Source organism: Sunxiuqinia sp. sy24 (assembly GCF_052677165.1).
In genome coordinates this window covers 61,500-79,960 of record NZ_JBQYLH010000016.1, presented here as the reverse complement: position 1 = coordinate 79,960, position 18,461 = coordinate 61,500, and the positions used below count along the sequence as shown (strand labels likewise).

The following is an 18,461-nucleotide window of genomic DNA, read 5'->3' as shown; positions in this document are numbered from 1 at the left end:
ATGCAATCACATGAAATCGATTACAAAATTATTGGCCACGATGTCCAATTAGTCGAAGTTGAATTAGATCCGGGTGAGTCAGTCATTGCCGAAGCTGGTGCCATGATTTATATGGAAGATGGCATTAGCTTCGAAGCCAAATTAGGCGATGGATCCAATCCACGTGCCGGATTCTTTGACAAAATATTATCAGCCGGTTCACGCATCATTACCGGCGAATCCCTTTTCCTTACACACTTCACCAACCAAGGCTGGGGAAAAAAACATGTCGCCTTCTCCGCGCCATATCCCGGGTCCATCATTCCGCTGAATTTGACGGCAATGGGTGGACGCATTATCGTTCAGAAAGATGCTTTCCTTTGCGCAGCACTAGGCACCAAGATAGCCATCATGTTTAACAAACGGCTCGGCGCCGGTTTCTTTGGCGGCGAAGGCTTTATTATGCAAGAGCTGCGTGGCGATGGAAATGCCTTTATCCATGCCGGAGGAACAGTTATTGAGCGACAACTAAACAATGAAATATTACGCGTTGATACTGGATGCATTGTAGCCTATGAACCGAGTATTGATTTTAGTGTCGAACAATCGGGTGGTTTGCGGTCGATGGTATTTGGCGGCGAAGGGATTTTCCTGGCCACTTTGTGCGGAACAGGAAAAATTTGGCTGCAGTCGATGCCGATTCGAAAACTGATTACCGAATTGTCGCCACGTGGTGGAAACCAGCGCAAAGAGTCAGGCGGACTTTTAAACCAATTCCTGCAAGATTAAATTTCTGTAGGTCGACTTTTCGATTTTCACCAATTGGTAAGGTCTGATTGTGGAGATTCACTATTTTTGAAGCTTCCGGGCAAGAAAAAGAATGCCCCTTATTTTCGGCCGATGCCCGGCTTATGCAAAAACGCATCGGCTTTCTTTTATTTTTAATTAAAGTCATTCAACGCTAATGAAATCAGTAATTACATCCATCTTTATTCTGCTTATTCTTTTTGCGGCTCCCACATACGGGAAGAAACACAAGAAAGGATCAGCCTTCGAAATTAGTTATGCCTCCTACCGTAATGGATCGGAAGTTCCCGGAAGAGGCATGAGCGTGAAATATGCCAACCAAATTGCTTATCTATCCAACAATGGTGACAAAATCCGCAGCTATATTGACTATGCCAAAAACAAAACGGTGACCATCTTGAATTATGAAGATGAACTGTTTAAAACGCTGACATCTTTCGATTCTCTTCCTCAACCAAAAGCGGGAGGTAAAACAGAAACTATTCTTGGTTACGATTGCCAGTACGCCAAGCTATCTTCGTTCTCAAACACCATCGAAATTTGGTATTCTGATCAGACTGGCGCCAAAGGGTCACCTTACCAAGGCTATTTGCCTGACAACAGCTCGTTAGTGCTGAAGGTGACGATCAATGGTAACCGAACACTTGTAGCCAAAGCCATTGATAAATTGCATGCCGATTCAATTCCGGACTACCCACTGGATGAAGCCACCGAAGTAACAGCCAGCGAGCTGGAAGAACTAAAAATAAAATCGCGCTACACGGTACTTCCGGTTTTTAAGGATGAAATCATCAATTTCGAAAATTTACCAGAAACCTATGAAGGACAAACGCTGGAGTCGAATCGGACTTACCGCTTTTCAAAAGGCAGTGTGATCATGAAAAAAGTCACGCTTCCCGAAAGCTGGAAATCGGGCGGACAAGTATTTGCCAAACTAACCAGCTGGTCGAATGGCGATGCTTATGATCGTACCGGATCCATCTTTGTACTTCCTGCTTCGCACGAGAAAAAGACCATCCTGGCAGCACTGAAAAATGGGCTGGATGAGCTTCCTGTTTTAACCGACAATAAAGGAGCCGAATACCAGGGCATCGCCAGTACTAAGACATACGACAGCCCCATAGAAATTATGCGCTTCTTTACCTCTTTTGGCGTGGGTCATTTCAACAACCTTCGGGTAATTAACAACTACCCATGGGAGTTTGAAGCAACTTACAAGCAAGAGGTTACTCCATTAATTCCGAATGATGATGAGGAAGTTTGGGTCGGTGTTTTTATCGGCAACTACGATAAAGGAGGGCATAAAGTAAATCTGGAGCTGGATTTTTATCCTGGATTTGATAAAGAAGAACAAGCTACAAAATACATTCAGCCTTTATTTTACACGGTCAACATCATGGAAATGTCGGGTCAAAACTATGGACGCTTGTTCCGGAACGACACCCTTACCGTTGAATTTGAAGTGCCCGAGAATGTTGAGAATCTGCAACTGCAGTACACCAGCACCGGCCATGGCGGCTGGGGTGGCGGCGATGAGTTCAATCCAAAGCTTAACCAGATTTTTATTGATGGTGAACCAACATACAAGGTTGTGCCATGGCGGACCGATTGTGCAACTTACCGCTTTTCGAACCCGGCTTCGGGGAACTTTGGAAATGGGCTTTCGTCAAGCGACTTGAGCCGCTCGAACTGGTGTCCGGCCACCTTAACTCCGCCGGATATGATTCCACTAACAAATTTCACTCCTGGCAAGCACACCTTAAAAGTGGTGATTGACCAGGGAGCCGATGAAGGCAATAGCTTTAGCCACTGGAGTGTTGCCGGCGTATTAACCGGGAATTACAAAGAGGCTTCGAAATAAGCAGTTCATCCCACAAAAAAAAGAGCCTGTTCATTGATTTTGAACAGGCTCTTTTTTTATATCGTAGCTTCTTATTTTTTTCTGAAGAAAATCTGTAGCGGCACTCCCGAAAAGTTAAAATTCTCACGAATCTGGTTTTCGATGTAACGCCGGTAAGGATCCTTAACATACTGTGGCAAGTTAGCAAACAAGGCAAACGAAGGTGTTGGACTTGGCAACTGGGTCACATATTTAATCTTAATATACTTTCCTTTAAGGGATGGTGGCGGATACCGCTCGATGGCTTCCAACAACACCTCATTCAACTTCGACGTTTTCAGTCTTTGTTGACGGTTCTCATAGACCTCAATTGCCGTTTCCAGCGCTTTAAAAATACGTTGCTTCGTCAATGCCGACATGAAAATAATTGGTACATCGACAAACGGAGCAATACGCTCGTGGATTTGCTCGGTAAACTTCTTCACCGACGCATTGTCTTTCTCAATCAAATCCCACTTATTCACCAAAATAACCACGCCCTTTTTATTGCGAACCATTAGGTTGAAGATATTAACATCCTGACTTTCGACACCACGAGTGGCATCAATCAGCAACATGCAAACATCCGAATCTTCAATAGAACGAACTGAGCGAAGAACCGAATAAAATTCGAGATCTTCGTGTACTTTTGCTTTTTTACGTAAACCAGCGGTATCTACCAGGTAAAAGTCATGGCCATACTTGGTGTATCGGGTATTGATGGCATCACGGGTTGTTCCGGCCACATCGGTCACAATGTTTCGATCAACTCCCGTTAAGGCGTTGATAAACGATGATTTCCCAACATTCGGACGACCAACCACCGAAAAGCGGGGAATGCCTTCTTCTACTTCCACCTCTTCATTTTTGGTAAAACTACGCACGACAGCGTCCAGCAAATCACCAGTTCCACTTCCGGTCATGGCCGAAATACAATACAACTCTTTCAACCCGAGGCCATAAAACTCCTGTGCATCAATGATGCGCTGGTTATTATCAACCTTGTTGACAGCCAAAAAGACAGGTTTCTCCGAACGACGTAAAATGTGGGCAACCTCTTGATCCAAATCCGTAATTCCTCCTTCTACATCAACTGCAAAAAGAATGACATCGGCCTCGTCAATTGCCAGGTGCACTTGTTTACGAATTTCCTCTTCAAAAATATCATCCGAATTCTTGACATAACCTCCCGTGTCAATCACGGAAAAATCCTTTCCATTCCATGTTGACTTTCCATAATTCCGGTCACGGGTAACACCTGAAACCCCATCGACGATAGCTTTTCTACTTTCAACCAAACGATTAAATAAGGTTGATTTCCCAACATTGGGTCTTCCTACAATAGCAACTATATTACTCATTTCTATTCAATTCCTAATTTCTGTTCCGGGATACCGGATTTTTTCATATTCCATGATTCTGAATTTCTGCAATTCACAAACCAATTTTCGCTCCAGATTTCATCCAACATCCAATCCAATTTCAAAACAAATCCTGATTGATCTGGCAAACCTAAGTTTGTTACTGGAAATCATACCCGAAGCTGCCCAGCATCCGGTCCTTGTCACGCCAGTCTTTCGACACTTTAACGTACAACTGCATAAATACTTTCTTCTGAAAGAATTCTTCCATATCTTTTCGTGCCTGCGTGCCTACTTTTTTCAAGGCTGCGCCCTGATGGCCGATAATAATTCCTTTTTGACTGTCGCGGGCCACATTAATAACGCAGCGTAAGCGAAGTAGGTTATCTTCTTCTTTAAATTCTTCTACTTCTATTTCAACCGAATAGGGGACCTCTTTCTGGTAGTACAGCAAGATTTTCTCCCGAATGATTTCCGACACGAAGAAACGGTCGTTCCGATCAGTTAACTCATCTTTAGGAAAATACGGAGGTGCCTCGGGTAACAATTCTAAAATCCGATCGAATATGGGTCCAATGTTAAACCGTTCGGTAGCTGAAATAGCAAATACATCTGCTGCCGGCAACAGGTCTTTCCAATATTCGTACATCTTCATCACGTCCCCTTGGTTCGAGAGGTCAATTTTATTAATCAGAACGATCACCGGAGCATTTGACTTGCGAATTTTCTCCAGATATTCCTCATTTTTATCTGCTTTCTCCACCACATCGGTGACGTACAAAATGACATCAGCATCAACCAAAGCGGTGTTTACAAACTTCATCATCGATTCCTGAAGCTTGTAATTCGGTTTCAGAATCCCCGGCGTATCTGAATACACAATCTGAAAATCCTCTCCGCTCACAATCCCTTTTATCCGGTGACGCGTAGTTTGCATCTTTTTGGTAATGATTGACAAACGCTCGCCGACCAAGGCATTCATGATGGTTGATTTCCCGACATTCGGGTTTCCAATAATATTTACAAATCCTGATTTATGTGTCATTTATATGATCTCCTTTTTAAAAAGCTGGGCAAAGATAACAATATCCTTTTAGCAGTTATAAATCAAGCCTTTAATTTTGATTAAATTGCCAAATCAATGGTGAATTTTAACGCTAAGTTCTTTTGGAACGAATCCAGTCGATAAGGACCGAAGCGATAAAAGGCTCCGGTACCAAAAGTAAACAAGCCAAAATTAATCAATTTCGAGACAAGTACTCCCCCTTCGTAGTAGCCCTTATTAATTGATGAGTAGAGATTAGAGAATCCTTCTTGAAAGTCATAGGCCGTACTTCCTATACCCGCATTGAAGGCCAGTAAAATATCGGGGCGAACCTTTTTGTACTGAAAAAGTAAAGAACCAAAATTATGACGCCAAAATAAAGCCAACAGCTCATCGGTGACAAATTCATTGATGCGCATAGTCGAAAAAGAACTTTTGCTATAAAACGAAAATAGTTGCGGCCGCGATGATGGCGGGCTGCTTAGCAGATTGACAACTCCACTCGATTCGCGCAAAGAGCCAAGCAAGACAAACTCACTTTCGCCTAAATTGCGTAGTTGATACGAATCGGACAATTTAAACTCAATTGCACTGTATCCCCGATCGGAACTGGCGCGCAAAGCCCGCTCATAATTAAAATGCAAGACAGGAAATCTCCCACCCAGCGAATAAATCTCACCACGCCGACGAAACAGACGCTCCTTGAACGTTAAGCGAAGTTTAACGCCCAGTTTGTTATAACTTAAAGTCTGCGCACTTTGACTTCCATCAATCAGCCACGGATCCATGATCTGGTAGTTTTTCCAATAAGCTTTGGCCAAAAGCGATGGAAACAAACGCCCTTCGACACCGGCCTGATAAAGCTCGTGATAAGAAAAGTTCGTCCGGTACCAGGTATCCAGCTGCTTGGAAATAAAAGGCTCCTTTTGCTCCAGAAATTCAATGACTCCATTTTCACGCACGTCATTTTCATAATAAAAAAACAACTTAGTATCGCTCTGTTCATCAACCCTAAACCCCAAATTTGCCCCATACTTACTCACTTCATCTTTCATCCCATAGCGCCAATAGCCACCCAGCACCAGCCGCTTACTGAATTTGGGATTCGTCTCCAGCGCCAGTCCCAAGTGTAATCCTTCAAGCTTATTCAAGCCAGCCACCCGATCCAGCAAAACATCCACCTGCCATATCGGCAAGCGCCAATCAGCCAACGATTCAATCGCATTCATCTTCGCATCAAAACTGGCTTGTTGTCCCAAACTGTCAACAAACTGATAGATCAGCGAGTCCTTAGGCGACAATGGCACCGAGCGCAAAGCCTTCCAATGGCTTTCAGATTGCTGTGTGGCAGCCGGATCAACGCTCAGCTGAGGCCCCTGGAATTTTTCTCTCTCCAACGGAACATTAACCTCACGCTTGCTCAGATACGTTTTCCCTAATGCCCGAACAGTAAGCGAATTGGCTGGAAACCCAATTCCCGGAAGATTCAATCCTGAAAACGAAATTTCCGAGCTCAGCGCTTTGGGAAACCAATGCCCCGAAGGCAGTTGGTCGTACAATTGCTCAATAGATAATTGTATCTTCTTACTGGTACTTTCAGCATCTTTCACCCGAAGCGATTCAATCGCATAACCATTCGAACTAATTTTCAGTACGCCTTTCAGTCCGGCAAAATTCTTATTCTTCCGAGGATAAAAGCGAACGACAAACAAGCTGTCATTACGGGGTGTCAACAGGGTTTCTTCTAAAATATACACGTACCTGTTCCACGAATTTGGTGATACTGGACTTAAAAATTGTTTCTCGAACAGTTTGATGTAATCCTGGTAAAAGGTAAACGATTGCAGTTGCGTGGCCAACAAGAAAAAGGATGGATCTTCCAGTCCAGAAACCCGGCTGGCAATAATCACTTCCTTTTCTTTTTGGGGTCTCCGATAGGCTTTTTCGCTCACCGACTCCATCAAAAAAAGATCCTGCTGATCGACAAGCCGTTTCAACTTCAGCTGACTCGAATCCGGCGTTTCTCCCATCGATTCCAGAAAACGTGCACGCGTTTCATCGGTAAGCGAAAACGTCATTTTATTATACGACTGATAATAATAGGAAGCGAGGTTTTTGGGTCGGTGAAGTTCGCGGTTTTCCACCACTTTTTTCATAATCGTCTCTGCCTGGTTTATCCCGGGAAGCACCTTCACCTCTGCCAGCTCAATAGCACTGGCCAATAACTCAATCTGGTCACCATCTTGCAACCCCCGAGCATCCAACTTTTTTCTGAAATAACCAACATAGCTCACCCCAATGGAATCAACCTCCTGGGCATTCAGATTAAAAAAACCATCGATATTGGTGCTCGTTCCCTGGTTTTGCGCATCAAAAAGAATATTGACAAATGGAAGTGGACGGAACGTTTCGGCATCAACAATACGAATAGTAAGCGTTTGACCAGCCAGTTGAAGGGAAACAACAAACAGCGTCAAAAAAAAAGCACATTTTCTCCAGGCGCAACTAGTCAATTTCATCCAGCTCTTTCAGTGTTTCTTTCAGTTTGAAAATATAATTCCCGTAAAGTTTACGGAATCCCCAGCGAAACAGTAAAAACAACAGGGATACCACCGTCAGTAAAATGACGATGCCCAGCATAAGGCGACGGAGCATTTCCGGTGAACTACTCACATCGGTCAGGCTTGCACCCAATTCGTGCGCTTTTAAGTCTATGCCGCTATACAAACCGGTAATAAAACTAATACTCAGCACCAACAAGAGAATTCCTAAGGCCTGGTAAAAAAGCTTGCGATAAGCATATAAAATCCGGATGATGGACTGCAGCACTCTCGCCAGGTCGTTACTTTGCGAATAGTCTTTAGTAGCCGCCCGGTAACTAAGCCAGAAATACACAAAGGAACCAGCAATAAAGAAGACGCCAATCCCTTCCATCAGCTGAATCCAAAGCGGTGTCAGCTCATAATCGGCTACAAAATTAGGGGAAAAAAGGAAGTCATCGACAACAAAAAACAACGTCAGCAAGAGGAGCACACCAAAACCAATTTTGATGTTGCGCTCAATTCGCTCAATCAAATTTTTCGTGCGTTTTTTCAGCAAGTCATAAATGGCCGCTTCCCCCAGCTGATGCTTATTGGCATCAGCAGACGAAAACTTACTCCATGCCGATTTTAAATCTTTCAGTTCCATTCCTCCGAATTCAGTTATTCATATATTTCTTCAACTTTTTCTTAATCCGGTTCATCTTCACCCGCACATAATTCTGTGTAATACCGGTTATTTCAGCAATTTCTTCGTATTTCTTGTTCTCAAGATACAACAGCACAATCGATTTTTCAATCCCACTGAGTTTAGCAATCGCTTGGTGCAACTGTTTGATTTGCTCCTCTGTTTCGTGATCATACTCCTCAACAGCTACTTGAAAATTCTCGATTCCTATTCCACTTTGATCGGGCTGTCGTTTATTTTTCTTGAAACTTGTAATGGCAGTGTTTAGGGCAACCCGGTACATCCAGGTTGTAAATTTGGCTTCGCTCCGAAAAGAAGGAAAAGACTTCCACAACTGCGCCAGAATCTCCTGAAACAAATCGCGACGGTCTTCTTCAGAATCACAATAGATGGAACATACCTTGTGTATGATCCCTTGATTTTGTGATATGATCTTGACAAATTCCTTTTCCAAAGCAAAGCTATTAGTCTGGACTTTCTGGATAAATTACACTAACTCATTTTCAAAAAACCTACTTCCTTATCAGTTAAAAAACGCCAGGTACCACGGGGTAGCTTTTTCTTGGTCAATCCGGCAAACATCACCCGGTCGAGTTTTAGTACCCGATAGCCCAAATGAGCAAAAATACGACGTACAATCCGGTTTTTTCCTGAATGGATTTCGATGCCTACCTGCCGGTTATCGGTTGCCTCAACAAAGCTAATTGCATCGGCAGCAATAAAACCGTCTTCCAATTCAATTCCGTTTTTCACCTGATCCAGATCGGCCTGGGTGAATTCTTTATCTAGAAATACATGGTAGATTTTTTTCTTCTCGTAGCTTGGATGTGTCAACTTGGTTGTCATCTCGCCATCGTTGGTAAACAGCAGCAAGCCCGTGGTATCTTTATCCAAACGACCAACAGGATAGATGCGCTCTTTACAGGCATTTTTCACCAGCGAAATCACCATTTTCTCAGCATGCGGATCATCCATGGTTGTAACGAATCCTTTGGGTTTGTTTAAAAGCACATACACTTTTTTCTCCGCACTAATTGCTTTCCCCTTATAAACCACCTCATCTTTAGAGGTCACTTTATATCCCAGGCTAGTGATCACTTCCCCGTTCACTTTAACCTCTGCCTTCTCAATCAACTGATCGGCCTCGCGACGGGAGCAAATACCTGCATTGGATATAAACTTATTCAGTCGGATCTCCCGATCGGACGTTTTAACAAGACTTATTTTTTTACTTTGTGGAACCTCCTGTTCCTCACTCGACTTGTTCATCTTTGAAAATTGGTGTCCTTCAGACTTAAATTTCTTTGTCATAACTTGTTTTAAATCGATGCAAAGTTCGGAAAAAGAATTTAGATTGACACACGATAAGCTAAGATTGAGCAATTAAGTCGATTTGCACAGAAAATCAATCCGGAATTTGGAACCTAAAAGATACAACCTACTCTTTCTCTAGTTGATACAATTCATACTGTTCCAGAATAGCTTCTCGAACCTGATAGTTATTATTAACTTCGTTGAGCATGCCTTTTGAATTGAAGTAGATCATGAAAGAATCCGCTTCCACTTCATCTAAACCAGTCAGCTCCATCACAACGTCCTTACTGTAATATTGCGAAAGATATTCCCAGCGCTTTTCGGAAACAATAGCACTACGCACTTCCCGCTTTTGCTTTTCCTTCCGGCTAACATGGTACTGAATAAACGATGCCGGCGAAAAAACAGCGGCATACCACGGCGGTTTAGTATTGAACGCATCGCCACGCAACTCCGGATCGATATCGACCGGTTTTCCGGTTGAAATTCCATCCATGTTCACTACGTTGGATTTCCCTTTCACCTCCACTTCTCCAATGGCAAAGCGGAGTGGGCGCAGCCAAATAATGAACAAGCTATCGGAATGAAGCTTGGGAGGCACCTGCACATATTCTTTCATGAATCCCATAGCTGAGATTGCCAGACTATCCACATTCAACATTTCCATGGCAAATTTCCCTTCCGAATTGGTGGTTGTTCCGCCATGCGTTCGAAGGTTCACCACATGCACATAAGGAACCGGCAAACCATCATCACGGTTCAGAATCTGTCCTTTCAAATGAATCAAAATAGGATCAATATCAGCCAGGTCCTGTGCCTCCAAACGAACCGAAAACAGGATCAGTAAAAATGGGACGATGAAAATCAGTTTTTTCATGATTGCAACAAATTTAGCACTTTATGGCTGATTATTTATGGAAACAAACAAAGCTTAACCGCTTTTAACAATCTTTATGTCTTCAATCAAACAAGTCAGTCGCCCGGCATGTTTTGTCGAGGCTCAAATTCTGCAAAAAAAAGCCTTGATAATTTAATACCAAGGCTTTCCATTAATCTCTATTTTTGATTAGCTCAAATTCTTGACGCGCGTCATGGCTTCAATTACACTGTCGCGATCGGCAAAAGCTGAAAAACGGAAGTAACCTTCGCCAGCAGGGCCGAAGCCAGAGCCTGGCGTACCAACCACATTCGCCTCACTCAACACCTTATCGAAAAATTCCCAGGAAGTCATTCCTCCTTTGGTTTTTACCCAAACGTAAGGAGCATTTATTCCGCCGTAAACCGAGTAGCCAATTTCCTTCAAGCTCTCACGCATGATGCGAGCATTTTCGAGGTAATAAGCAATAACTTCAGCCACCTCTTTTTTACCCTCAGGAGTGTATACCGAAGCGGCAGCCTTTTGAACAGGATAAGATACCCCATTAAACTTTGTGGAGTGACGACGCAACCACAATTTCTTCACCGAATGGGCATTGCCTTCGCTATCGTAGGCTTTCAGTTCTTCGGGAATTACCGTAAACGCACAACGAGTTCCGGTAAATCCAGCAGTTTTCGAAAAGCTGCGGAACTCAATCGCTACTTCTTTCGCACCTTCAATTTCGAAAATAGAACGTGGGATAGAATCATCGGTGATAAAGGCTTCATAAGCGGCATCAAATAAAATGATACACATATTTTCGCGGGCATAGTTCACCCACTTCGTCAGTTCTTCTTTGCTGGCAACCGTTCCGGTTGGGTTATTCGGATAGCAAAGGAAAATCAGATCAGGACGCTCAGTTGGAAGCTCAGGAGTAAATCCATTTTCTTCGGTACAAGGCATGTAAATCACCCCTTCGTAATAACCATTCGACTGGCAAACACCTGTTTTTCCTGACATTACTGTTGTGTCAGCATAAACCGGGTAAACCGGATCGCAAATGGCAATTTTATTGCTGGCTCCAAAAATCTCCTGGATATTTCCAGTGTCGCACTTCGAACCATCCGAAACAATAATATCATCAGCCGGAATATCGATTCCGTTGGCCTGATAGGCATGCTCTGCAATTGCCTTGCGCAAAAATTCGTAGCCTTGCTCAGGTCCGTAGCCTTTAAACGACTCTGCTTTTCCTTGTTCATCAACACCTTCGTGAAAAGCTTTCAGCACCGTAGGAACCAATGGACGAGTAACATCCCCAATTCCCATCTTAATAATTTTTTTATCGGGATTTGCCGCTGCGAATTCACTAACACGTCGTCCAATTTCGGGAAACAAATAGCCCGCTTGCAATTTCAGATAATGCTCATTAATCAATGCCATATCAATTCTTTATTTTTAGTGATTATTTTCTATGAATTTGTTCAATTTCAGGCGCACAAAGGTATGAAATTGCTTTGTTTCTGCCTAAAATGTCAAACAAATTTCAACAGCGAGAGGCCACCCCCCGTCCTTTTTGCAGCCAATCCTTAGAATCAAACAAATGAAGAAATCCGGAAAATTTCTATTTCGAAGCTGAAATAGTTTTTAAATAAAAAAGGCAGTTAAGGATATCCTTAACTGCCTTGCTTTCAGTAGCGAGAGGCGGGCTTGAACCGCCGACCTCATGATTATGAATCATGCGCTCTAACCAGCTGAGCTACCTCGCCATTGTTTTTTAGCGGTTGCAAATATAGTATTTATTTTTTGTCACCATAAACACATTGGAACTTTTTTTTCCATGAATTTCAAAACAAGAAATAAGACTTGGCTGTTTCTTCCAACTATTCAACATTTTAAGATGCCTGTTTCAACATGAATTTCTTTCAAACAAAACAAGGAACAAATAGAAATAACTAAGATTTTTCGCCCCGAACGTATAACTGATTGCTATATTGATCCATAATACCTATATTGCACAAAACGAAATTCCGATGACTGAAAAAACTAAAATCCGGCTAGAGTTCCCTATAAATTGCTCACCCAAAGTATTGTTTAACCGACTAAGCTCAGCCTCGGGGCTGGCCGAGTGGTTTGCTGATGACGTAAAAGTGAAAGGTAACATATTTACTTTCGTATGGGAAGGCGCGGAACAGCAAGCTGAAAAGACATCACACAAAGAAGACCGCCTTGTTCGCTTTAACTGGATCGACGAAGAGGACAGCTATTTCGAATTTAAAATCTCCAAAGATGAGCTGACCGGTGATGTTTCGCTAATTGTGATTGATTTCTCGGATGCCGACGAATCAGAAGAAACCACAAGCCTATGGAATTCTCAGATTGCTGACCTAAAACACCTCTTGGGCTGTTAAGCGTTTTTTAACTTTCTATTTCTCGAAAATACCTTAGCTTTGTATTCGTTTCCAAGAATAGAATATGAAACGACTGCACTTATTTATTTTAAAGACTTTTTTCGGGCCATTCCTGATGACTTTTTTCATCGTTGTTTTTGTCCTTCTGATGCAATTCCTTTGGAAGTACATCGACGACATGGTTGGCAAAGGACTGGAATGGAGCATTGTAGCTGAGCTGCTGCTTTATGCCTCATTTGCATTAATTCCCATGGCTTTTCCATTGGCCATGCTTCTGGCCTCCATCATGACCTTTGGTAACCTGGGCGAAAACTACGAATTGGTTGCCATTAAAGCTTCCGGTATTTCGCTGTTTCGCATCATGCGCCCATTAATTGTTGTTGCAATAGCCTTAAGTTTATTTGCCTTTTATTTCTCGAACAACATACTCCCCAAAACCAACCTGAAATTCGGGGCGTTACTGGTGAGTGTGAAGAAACAAAAGCCGGAAATGATTATCTCCGAAGGCGTATTCACTAATGAAATAGACGGCTACAGCATCAAAGTGGAACGAAAAAGCAACAAAAGCAATATGCTTTATGGCTTGATGATCTATGATCATAGGGACAATAAAGGGAATATTAAAGTGACCGTTGCAGATTCCGGATCCATGAAAATTTCAGAAGATAAAAAATACATGGTGATGACCCTGTATGACGGTCAATCAGCCACAAATTTGGAACCCAATAAACGAGGAAAAAACCGAACCTTTGCTTTTAGGCGTGAACGCTTTGGGAAAGAGGTAGCTACAATTCCGCTGGAAGGGTTTGATTTTCAACGGACCGATGAAAACCGGATGAGGAGCGCCTATAAAATGATGAACATGAATCAGCTCACCAATCAGGAAGATTCACTTTACAATGAATATTCGGCCCGAGTCAGACGCTTTGCCATTTCAATGAATTACCCGAAGCCTTTAACTAGCGCGGTGCTCAATTTAACACAACCTATTGACTCACTAAAAAAGGACTATCACGTACAGGCCGACACCTTGGTTAATTTCGAAGAGCTTTACCAATCGCTGGATACGCACGTTCAGAATGAGCTTTTAAGCACGGCACTAGGCCAGGCTCGCTCCAATCAACAAACGATTAACCAAAACCTGAATGAGCTATACAGCCGAAAGAACTTTATCAACAAGGTGACTATGGAGAAACACCGCAAATTTACGTGGTCGGTAGCTTGCCTTATTTTCTTTTTCATTGGAGCTCCGCTTGGCGCTATCATTCGAAAAGGAGGACTAGGAATGCCAGTTGTTGTTTCCATATTGATGTTCATTACTTACTACATGGTATCCATTTCTGGCGAAAAGTTTGCCCGCGAAGACATGTGGAATATGACCAATGGTATGTGGTTTTCGACCTACCTCTTTTTACCTTTAGGCATGTTCCTAACCTACAAGTCGGCTAACGACTCGGGACTTTTAAACATTGAGACTTATCAACACAACTTAAAACGTTTGTTCCGCTTCCTGTTCAACCGGAAAGAAAAAACGGATACGAATTAGAACCAGAGCCTAGCATGACACATCTAACTCATAAACATAACAACAAACTTATTCATGAAGTAGTGTTTTCAATATCAAGCAAGCTCCACAAAGCATGAGAATTCTTCAGCTTTGCCATAAAAGCCCATGGCCTCCCAAAGATGGGGGGGCAATTGCGATGCTTACCATGGCTAAAGGGTTCTCCCTTTTAGGACATGAGGTTCATGTGTTAGCCATGAACACCCGGAAACATCAGATACAAATCGAAGAAATTCCGGATGACCTGAAGGAAAAGATGCATTTGAAACTTGCCGATGTTCCAGCAAAAATAACGCTGTTTGGCGCAATCGCAAACTTGCTCTTTTCAAAATTACCATACAATGCCACTCGTTTTATGGAGGTGGATTTCAACCGACAACTTACCAAGCTTTTAAAAGAGACCGAATTTGATTTGATTCAGCTTGAAGGACTTTACCTCTGTTCCTACATTCCAACAATCCGGGAATATTCCAAGGCTCAGATTGCCTACCGGGCACACAACGTGGAACATGAAATTTGGGAACGCACAGCCTTGGTAACTCCTGGCCTCAAACGAATATACCTGAAAGGGCTAGCCCAGCGCATTAAACAATTTGAGCTTAGCCAACTAAATAAGTATGATTTACTGGTTCCAATAACCGACCGGGACGGTGAAATTTTAGATCAGCTTGGCAACAAAAAACCAAGACATACAGCGCAAACGGGAATTGACCTCGCCACATTGGTTCCCAAAGCTGGACAGCTCGAATACCCATCCCTTTTTCACCTTGGTGCCTTAGACTGGGCACCCAATCAGGAAGGTTTGCTCTGGTTTCTGGAAAATGTATGGAGCAAGCTTCATAAGCAATATCCCAACTTAAAATTTTACGTAGCCGGAAGAAATGCACCCGAGTGGTTGCAGGCAAAGCTTCATTATAAAAACGTCATCTTCCTGGGTGAGATTGAAGATGCCTATACGTTTATGAACTCCAAAGCCATTATGGTTGTCCCCTTGTTATCAGGAAGTGGCATGCGTGTCAAAATCATTGAAGGGCTGGCACTGGGCAAGGCCATCGTGTCAACCACCATTGGTGCCGAAGGGATTGCCGTACAAAAAGGCAAGCACATTCTATTGGTAGATGATGCCGATGAATTCATACAAACGATCAGTCAGCTGATCGGAAACCGGGATCTTTACGACCAGTTGTGTAAAAATGCCATTGATTTTATTCACGAAAAATTTGATAACTTAGCCATTGCCGAGTCTTTAATCGACTTTTACAAGCAACACCTTCATGGCTGAGATTTTCTTTTGGATATTACTCTTCCTTGTAGTTTACACCTATGTGGGCTATGCCTTCGTAATCTGGATTCTGGCCAGCATCAGGCAACTCCCTCGAAAGCCAGTAAAACCAGCAAAACAAGACCCAGGAGGAATGCCTGATGTATGCCTGTTCGTCACCGCTTACAACGAGCTAGATGTGGTGGAACTCAAAGTTCAAAATTCCTTCAAACTAAACTACCCAAAGGATAAGATTCAGTATTTATGGATGACTGATGGCTCTAATGACGGAACCACCGAGTGGCTTCAACACTATCCGGAGATCCAGGTCGAGCACCTTTCGGAAAGACGAGGTAAAATTCATGCCATAAATCGGGGAATGCAGCTTGTAAAAGCCCCCTTTGTCATCTTTTCCGACAGCAATACCCTACTAAGCGAGAATGCGATTCAGGAGATTATCCGGCCATTTCAGGATTCAACAATCGGCTGTGTAGCGGGCGAAAAACGTATCAAGAAAAAAGATCTGGACACTGCTGCATCCTCGGGTGAAGGCTTTTACTGGAAACTCGAATCGTTTATCAAACAAATGGATGCCCGATTCAACTCAGCTGTAGGAGCCGCAGGCGAACTGTTTGCCATCCGCACCGCCCTCTATGAAGACATTCCTGCCGACACCTTACTCGATGATTTTATTATTTCGCTTCGCATTGCCGGCAAAGGATACAAAATTGCTTATGCTCCCGAAGCCTATGCCGTGGAAACGGCTTCAGCCAATGTGAAAGAAGAACTGAAACGAAAAACAAGAATTGCGGCCGGCGGCATGCAAAGCGTTTTCCGGTTTCCCCAGCTACTCAACCCTTTTCAGTTTGGCTGGCTCAGCTTTCAATATTTTTCACATAAGGTTTTACGATGGACCATTGCCCCCTTCGCTCTGTTTCTCCTTTTTATTATCAATTTTTTAATTTTAGCTGAAACTCCAACCCAAAACCTTTCGAATTTCTACACCTTCTTTTTTTATTGTCAGCTTGTTCTGTATTTGATTGCCGGCACCGGCTACCTTCTTGAAAACCGACACCTTCGCTTCAAAACAGTATTCATCCCCTACTATTTTGTCGCAATGAATTACGCCTCTATCAAAGGGATCATACGCTACCTCAGAGGCAAGCAACCGGCCATATGGGAGAAGTCAAAACGCTCGAAGGTGTAATTTTATCATTTATAAACCGATATTTTTCTTTAATTTTGCACCTGCATTTTGGAAACCAGATAATTATAATGAGCGAGTTCAAATTAAATACCATACCGGAGGCAATTGATGCCATCAGGAACGGTGATCTCATCATCGTTATTGACGATGAAGATCGTGAGAACGAGGGTGACTTTATTGCTGCGGCAGAACTGATTACTCCCGAGAAAGTGAATTTCATGGCCACACACGGCCGGGGATTAATTTGTGTACCCTTGACGGAAAGTCGATGCGAAGAGCTGGAACTTGAACTCATGGTGGGGAAAAATACTTCCTCTCATCAAACACCATTTACCGTATCAGTTGATTTAACTGGACACGGATGCACAACAGGCATCTCAGCCAGCGACCGGGCAAAAACCATCCAGGCATTGGCCAATGATAACACCGATCCGGAAGAATTGGGACGTCCCGGACATATCTTCCCGCTAAAAGCCAAAGACCGCGGGGTACTTCGTCGTACCGGGCATACCGAGGCAGCCGTTGACCTGGCGCGCTTAGCCGGACTGAAACCTGCTGGTGTGCTGGTTGAAATCATGAACGAAGATGGGACTATGGCCCGCCTTCCACAATTGATGGAAGTGGCTGAGAAATTCGATCTGAAAATTATTTCGATTGAAGACCTCATTGCTTACCTTCTGGAAACAGAAAGCCTTATAGATCAAGGAGAAGAAGTAAGCATGCCAACCAAGTATGGCGATTTCCGCATTATTCCTTTCCGCCAAAAATCAAATGGAGCAGAACATGTTGCGCTGATTAAAGGTAGCTGGGAAGAAAATGAAGAAATCCTCGTTCGGATGCACTCTTCTTGTATGACTGGCGATATTTTTGGATCGATGCGATGCGAATGTGGCGACCAGCTGCATAAATCGATGGAAATGATTGAGAAGGCCGGAAAAGGAGTTATTGTTTATATGATGCAGGAAGGTCGTGGCATCGGACTCATGAATAAAATTGCCGCTTACAAACTTCAGGATGAAGGCTTGGACACCATTGATGCCAACATTCACCTCGGGTTTCAGCCCGACGAACGCGACTATGGTGTAGGCGCTCAAATCCTGCGAAAAATTGGTGTTCATAAAATGAAGTTGCTGACTAACAACCCAATCAAACGCGTGGGCATAGAAGGTTATGGACTGACGGTTACCGAAACCATTCCGGTTGAAGTAGCTCCTAACGAATACAACCAGCGGTACCTGAAAACCAAACGTGACCGTATGGGCCATTTTCTTCAAAAGTTTAAATACGAATAAGCTGTCATATGGGAATGTTTGATCACTTATTTCCCGACAGCTACGACAACTCGGTTGAAGGGGAAGATTATTACCTAAGTAAGGAAGGCTACCGCGTAATGACTGAAAGTTATTTGGTGAAACGGGGCTATTGCTGTTCCAACGGATGTAAGCACTGTCCCTACGACCCAAAAGCCCAAAAGGGAAACCGCAAACTCAGGCCCGATGTGGCTCGAAAATATAAAGACTAGCCGGCTCGAAAAGCCGGCTTTTTTTATGCC

The 18,461-nt window shown here is 43.3% G+C and carries 16 protein-coding genes and 1 tRNA gene; 8 read left to right on the top strand and 9 right to left on the bottom strand.

Features of this window, described 5'->3' with window-relative positions; genetic code table 11:
* Both ACUNWA_RS14215 and ACUNWA_RS14210 read left to right on the top strand, forming a co-directional pair.
* Positions 1-768, top strand: coding sequence for a TIGR00266 family protein (locus ACUNWA_RS14215; protein WP_445592590.1), 768 nt, complete (start codon positions 1-3; stop codon positions 766-768).
* A gap of 175 nt (positions 769-943) precedes the next feature.
* Positions 944-2,647, top strand: a complete 1,704-nt coding sequence (locus tag ACUNWA_RS14210) for a PNGase F N-terminal domain-containing protein (protein WP_445592589.1) — start codon at positions 944-946, stop codon at positions 2,645-2,647.
* A gap of 71 nt (positions 2,648-2,718) precedes the next feature.
* Here the strand turns inward: ACUNWA_RS14210 and der are convergent, their stop codons facing one another.
* From der to ACUNWA_RS14165, 9 genes are all read right to left on the bottom strand, one after another.
* Positions 2,719-4,026 (bottom strand): ribosome biogenesis GTPase Der, encoded by a 1,308-nt coding sequence (der, locus tag ACUNWA_RS14205; protein WP_445592588.1) that lies wholly within the window; start codon positions 4,024-4,026, stop codon positions 2,719-2,721.
* A gap of 160 nt (positions 4,027-4,186) precedes the next feature.
* Positions 4,187-5,071: a GTPase Era gene (gene era / locus ACUNWA_RS14200; protein WP_445592587.1), complete on the bottom strand. Its 885-nt coding sequence runs from the start codon at positions 5,069-5,071 to the stop codon at positions 4,187-4,189.
* An 80-nt stretch (positions 5,072-5,151) separates the two neighbouring features.
* Positions 5,152-7,590, bottom strand: a complete 2,439-nt coding sequence (locus ACUNWA_RS14195) for a DUF5686 family protein (protein WP_445592586.1) — start codon at positions 7,588-7,590, stop codon at positions 5,152-5,154.
* Positions 7,577-8,260, bottom strand: a complete 684-nt coding sequence (locus ACUNWA_RS14190) for a hypothetical protein (RefSeq protein WP_445592585.1) — start codon at positions 8,258-8,260, stop codon at positions 7,577-7,579. Before ACUNWA_RS14190 ends, ACUNWA_RS14195 begins: the two co-directional genes overlap by 14 nt.
* Before the next feature lie 10 nt (positions 8,261-8,270).
* Positions 8,271-8,753, bottom strand: coding sequence for an RNA polymerase sigma factor (locus ACUNWA_RS14185; RefSeq protein ID WP_445592584.1), 483 nt, complete (start codon positions 8,751-8,753; stop codon positions 8,271-8,273).
* Positions 8,754-8,791: 38 nt separating this feature from the next.
* Complete coding sequence (locus ACUNWA_RS14180; RefSeq protein ID WP_445592583.1) at positions 8,792-9,610, bottom strand: pseudouridine synthase; 819 nt, start codon at positions 9,608-9,610, stop codon at positions 8,792-8,794.
* A gap of 127 nt (positions 9,611-9,737) precedes the next feature.
* Entirely contained in the window at positions 9,738-10,490 is a 753-nt protein-coding gene (locus ACUNWA_RS14175) for a hypothetical protein (protein WP_445592582.1), read from the bottom strand.
* Positions 10,491-10,679: 189 nt separating this feature from the next.
* Positions 10,680-11,909, bottom strand: coding sequence for an LL-diaminopimelate aminotransferase (locus ACUNWA_RS14170; RefSeq protein ID WP_445592581.1), 1,230 nt, complete (start codon positions 11,907-11,909; stop codon positions 10,680-10,682).
* Between the two features lie 252 nt (positions 11,910-12,161).
* A tRNA-Met gene (locus ACUNWA_RS14165) sits at positions 12,162-12,235 on the bottom strand.
* 264 nt (positions 12,236-12,499) lie between these two features.
* Between ACUNWA_RS14165 and ACUNWA_RS14160 the strand changes: the two genes are divergently transcribed.
* The 6 genes from ACUNWA_RS14160 to ACUNWA_RS14135 all read left to right on the top strand — a co-directional run bounded on the left by ACUNWA_RS14160 (position 12,500) and on the right by ACUNWA_RS14135 (position 18,431).
* A complete protein-coding gene (locus tag ACUNWA_RS14160; protein WP_445592580.1) occupies positions 12,500-12,877 on the top strand; it encodes an START-like domain-containing protein in 378 nt (125 codons plus the stop codon).
* Between the two features lie 64 nt (positions 12,878-12,941).
* The gene (locus ACUNWA_RS14155) at positions 12,942-14,423 is read left to right on the top strand and encodes an LptF/LptG family permease (protein ID WP_445592579.1); all 1,482 of its coding nucleotides are present in this window, start codon (positions 12,942-12,944) and stop codon (positions 14,421-14,423) included.
* A 94-nt stretch (positions 14,424-14,517) separates the two neighbouring features.
* On the top strand, positions 14,518-15,723 hold the full coding sequence (locus ACUNWA_RS14150; protein ID WP_445592578.1) for a glycosyltransferase family 4 protein: 1,206 nt from the start codon (positions 14,518-14,520) through the stop codon (positions 15,721-15,723).
* Entirely contained in the window at positions 15,716-16,909 is a 1,194-nt protein-coding gene (locus tag ACUNWA_RS14145) for a glycosyltransferase family 2 protein (protein ID WP_445592577.1), read from the top strand. The genes ACUNWA_RS14150 and ACUNWA_RS14145 overlap by 8 nt, the downstream gene beginning before the upstream one ends.
* Positions 16,910-16,977: 68 nt before the next feature.
* Entirely contained in the window at positions 16,978-18,201 is a 1,224-nt protein-coding gene (locus ACUNWA_RS14140) for a bifunctional 3,4-dihydroxy-2-butanone-4-phosphate synthase/GTP cyclohydrolase II (protein ID WP_445592576.1), read from the top strand.
* Positions 18,202-18,209: 8 nt separating this feature from the next.
* Positions 18,210-18,431, top strand: a complete 222-nt coding sequence (locus ACUNWA_RS14135) for a DUF5522 domain-containing protein (protein ID WP_445592575.1) — start codon at positions 18,210-18,212, stop codon at positions 18,429-18,431.
* Positions 18,432-18,461: the final 30 nt, after the last annotated feature.

Excerpts from the sequence above, each read along its gene's own strand:
- ACUNWA_RS14195 (WP_445592586.1), bottom strand. The coding sequence starts at position 7,590 with ATGAAATTGACTAGTTGCGCCTGGAGAAAATGTGCTTTTTTTTTGACG.
- era (WP_445592587.1), bottom strand. The coding sequence starts at position 5,071 with ATGACACATAAATCAGGATTTGTAAATATTATTGGAAACCCGAATGTC.
- ACUNWA_RS14210 (WP_445592589.1), top strand. The coding sequence starts at position 944 with ATGAAATCAGTAATTACATCCATCTTTATTCTGCTTATTCTTTTTGCG.
- ACUNWA_RS14170 (WP_445592581.1), bottom strand. The coding sequence starts at position 11,909 with ATGGCATTGATTAATGAGCATTATCTGAAATTGCAAGCGGGCTATTTG.
- ACUNWA_RS14180 (WP_445592583.1), bottom strand. The coding sequence starts at position 9,610 with ATGACAAAGAAATTTAAGTCTGAAGGACACCAATTTTCAAAGATGAAC.
- ACUNWA_RS14215 (WP_445592590.1), top strand. The coding sequence starts at position 1 with ATGCAATCACATGAAATCGATTACAAAATTATTGGCCACGATGTCCAA.
- ACUNWA_RS14150 (WP_445592578.1), top strand. The coding sequence starts at position 14,518 with ATGAGAATTCTTCAGCTTTGCCATAAAAGCCCATGGCCTCCCAAAGAT.
- ACUNWA_RS14175 (WP_445592582.1), bottom strand. The coding sequence starts at position 10,490 with ATGAAAAAACTGATTTTCATCGTCCCATTTTTACTGATCCTGTTTTCG.
- ACUNWA_RS14190 (WP_445592585.1), bottom strand. The coding sequence starts at position 8,260 with ATGGAACTGAAAGATTTAAAATCGGCATGGAGTAAGTTTTCGTCTGCT.
- der (WP_445592588.1), bottom strand. The coding sequence starts at position 4,026 with ATGAGTAATATAGTTGCTATTGTAGGAAGACCCAATGTTGGGAAATCA.
- ACUNWA_RS14140 (WP_445592576.1), top strand. The coding sequence starts at position 16,978 with ATGAGCGAGTTCAAATTAAATACCATACCGGAGGCAATTGATGCCATC.
- ACUNWA_RS14155 (WP_445592579.1), top strand. The coding sequence starts at position 12,942 with ATGAAACGACTGCACTTATTTATTTTAAAGACTTTTTTCGGGCCATTC.
- ACUNWA_RS14135 (WP_445592575.1), top strand. The coding sequence starts at position 18,210 with ATGGGAATGTTTGATCACTTATTTCCCGACAGCTACGACAACTCGGTT.
- ACUNWA_RS14160 (WP_445592580.1), top strand. The coding sequence starts at position 12,500 with ATGACTGAAAAAACTAAAATCCGGCTAGAGTTCCCTATAAATTGCTCA.
- ACUNWA_RS14145 (WP_445592577.1), top strand. The coding sequence starts at position 15,716 with ATGGCTGAGATTTTCTTTTGGATATTACTCTTCCTTGTAGTTTACACC.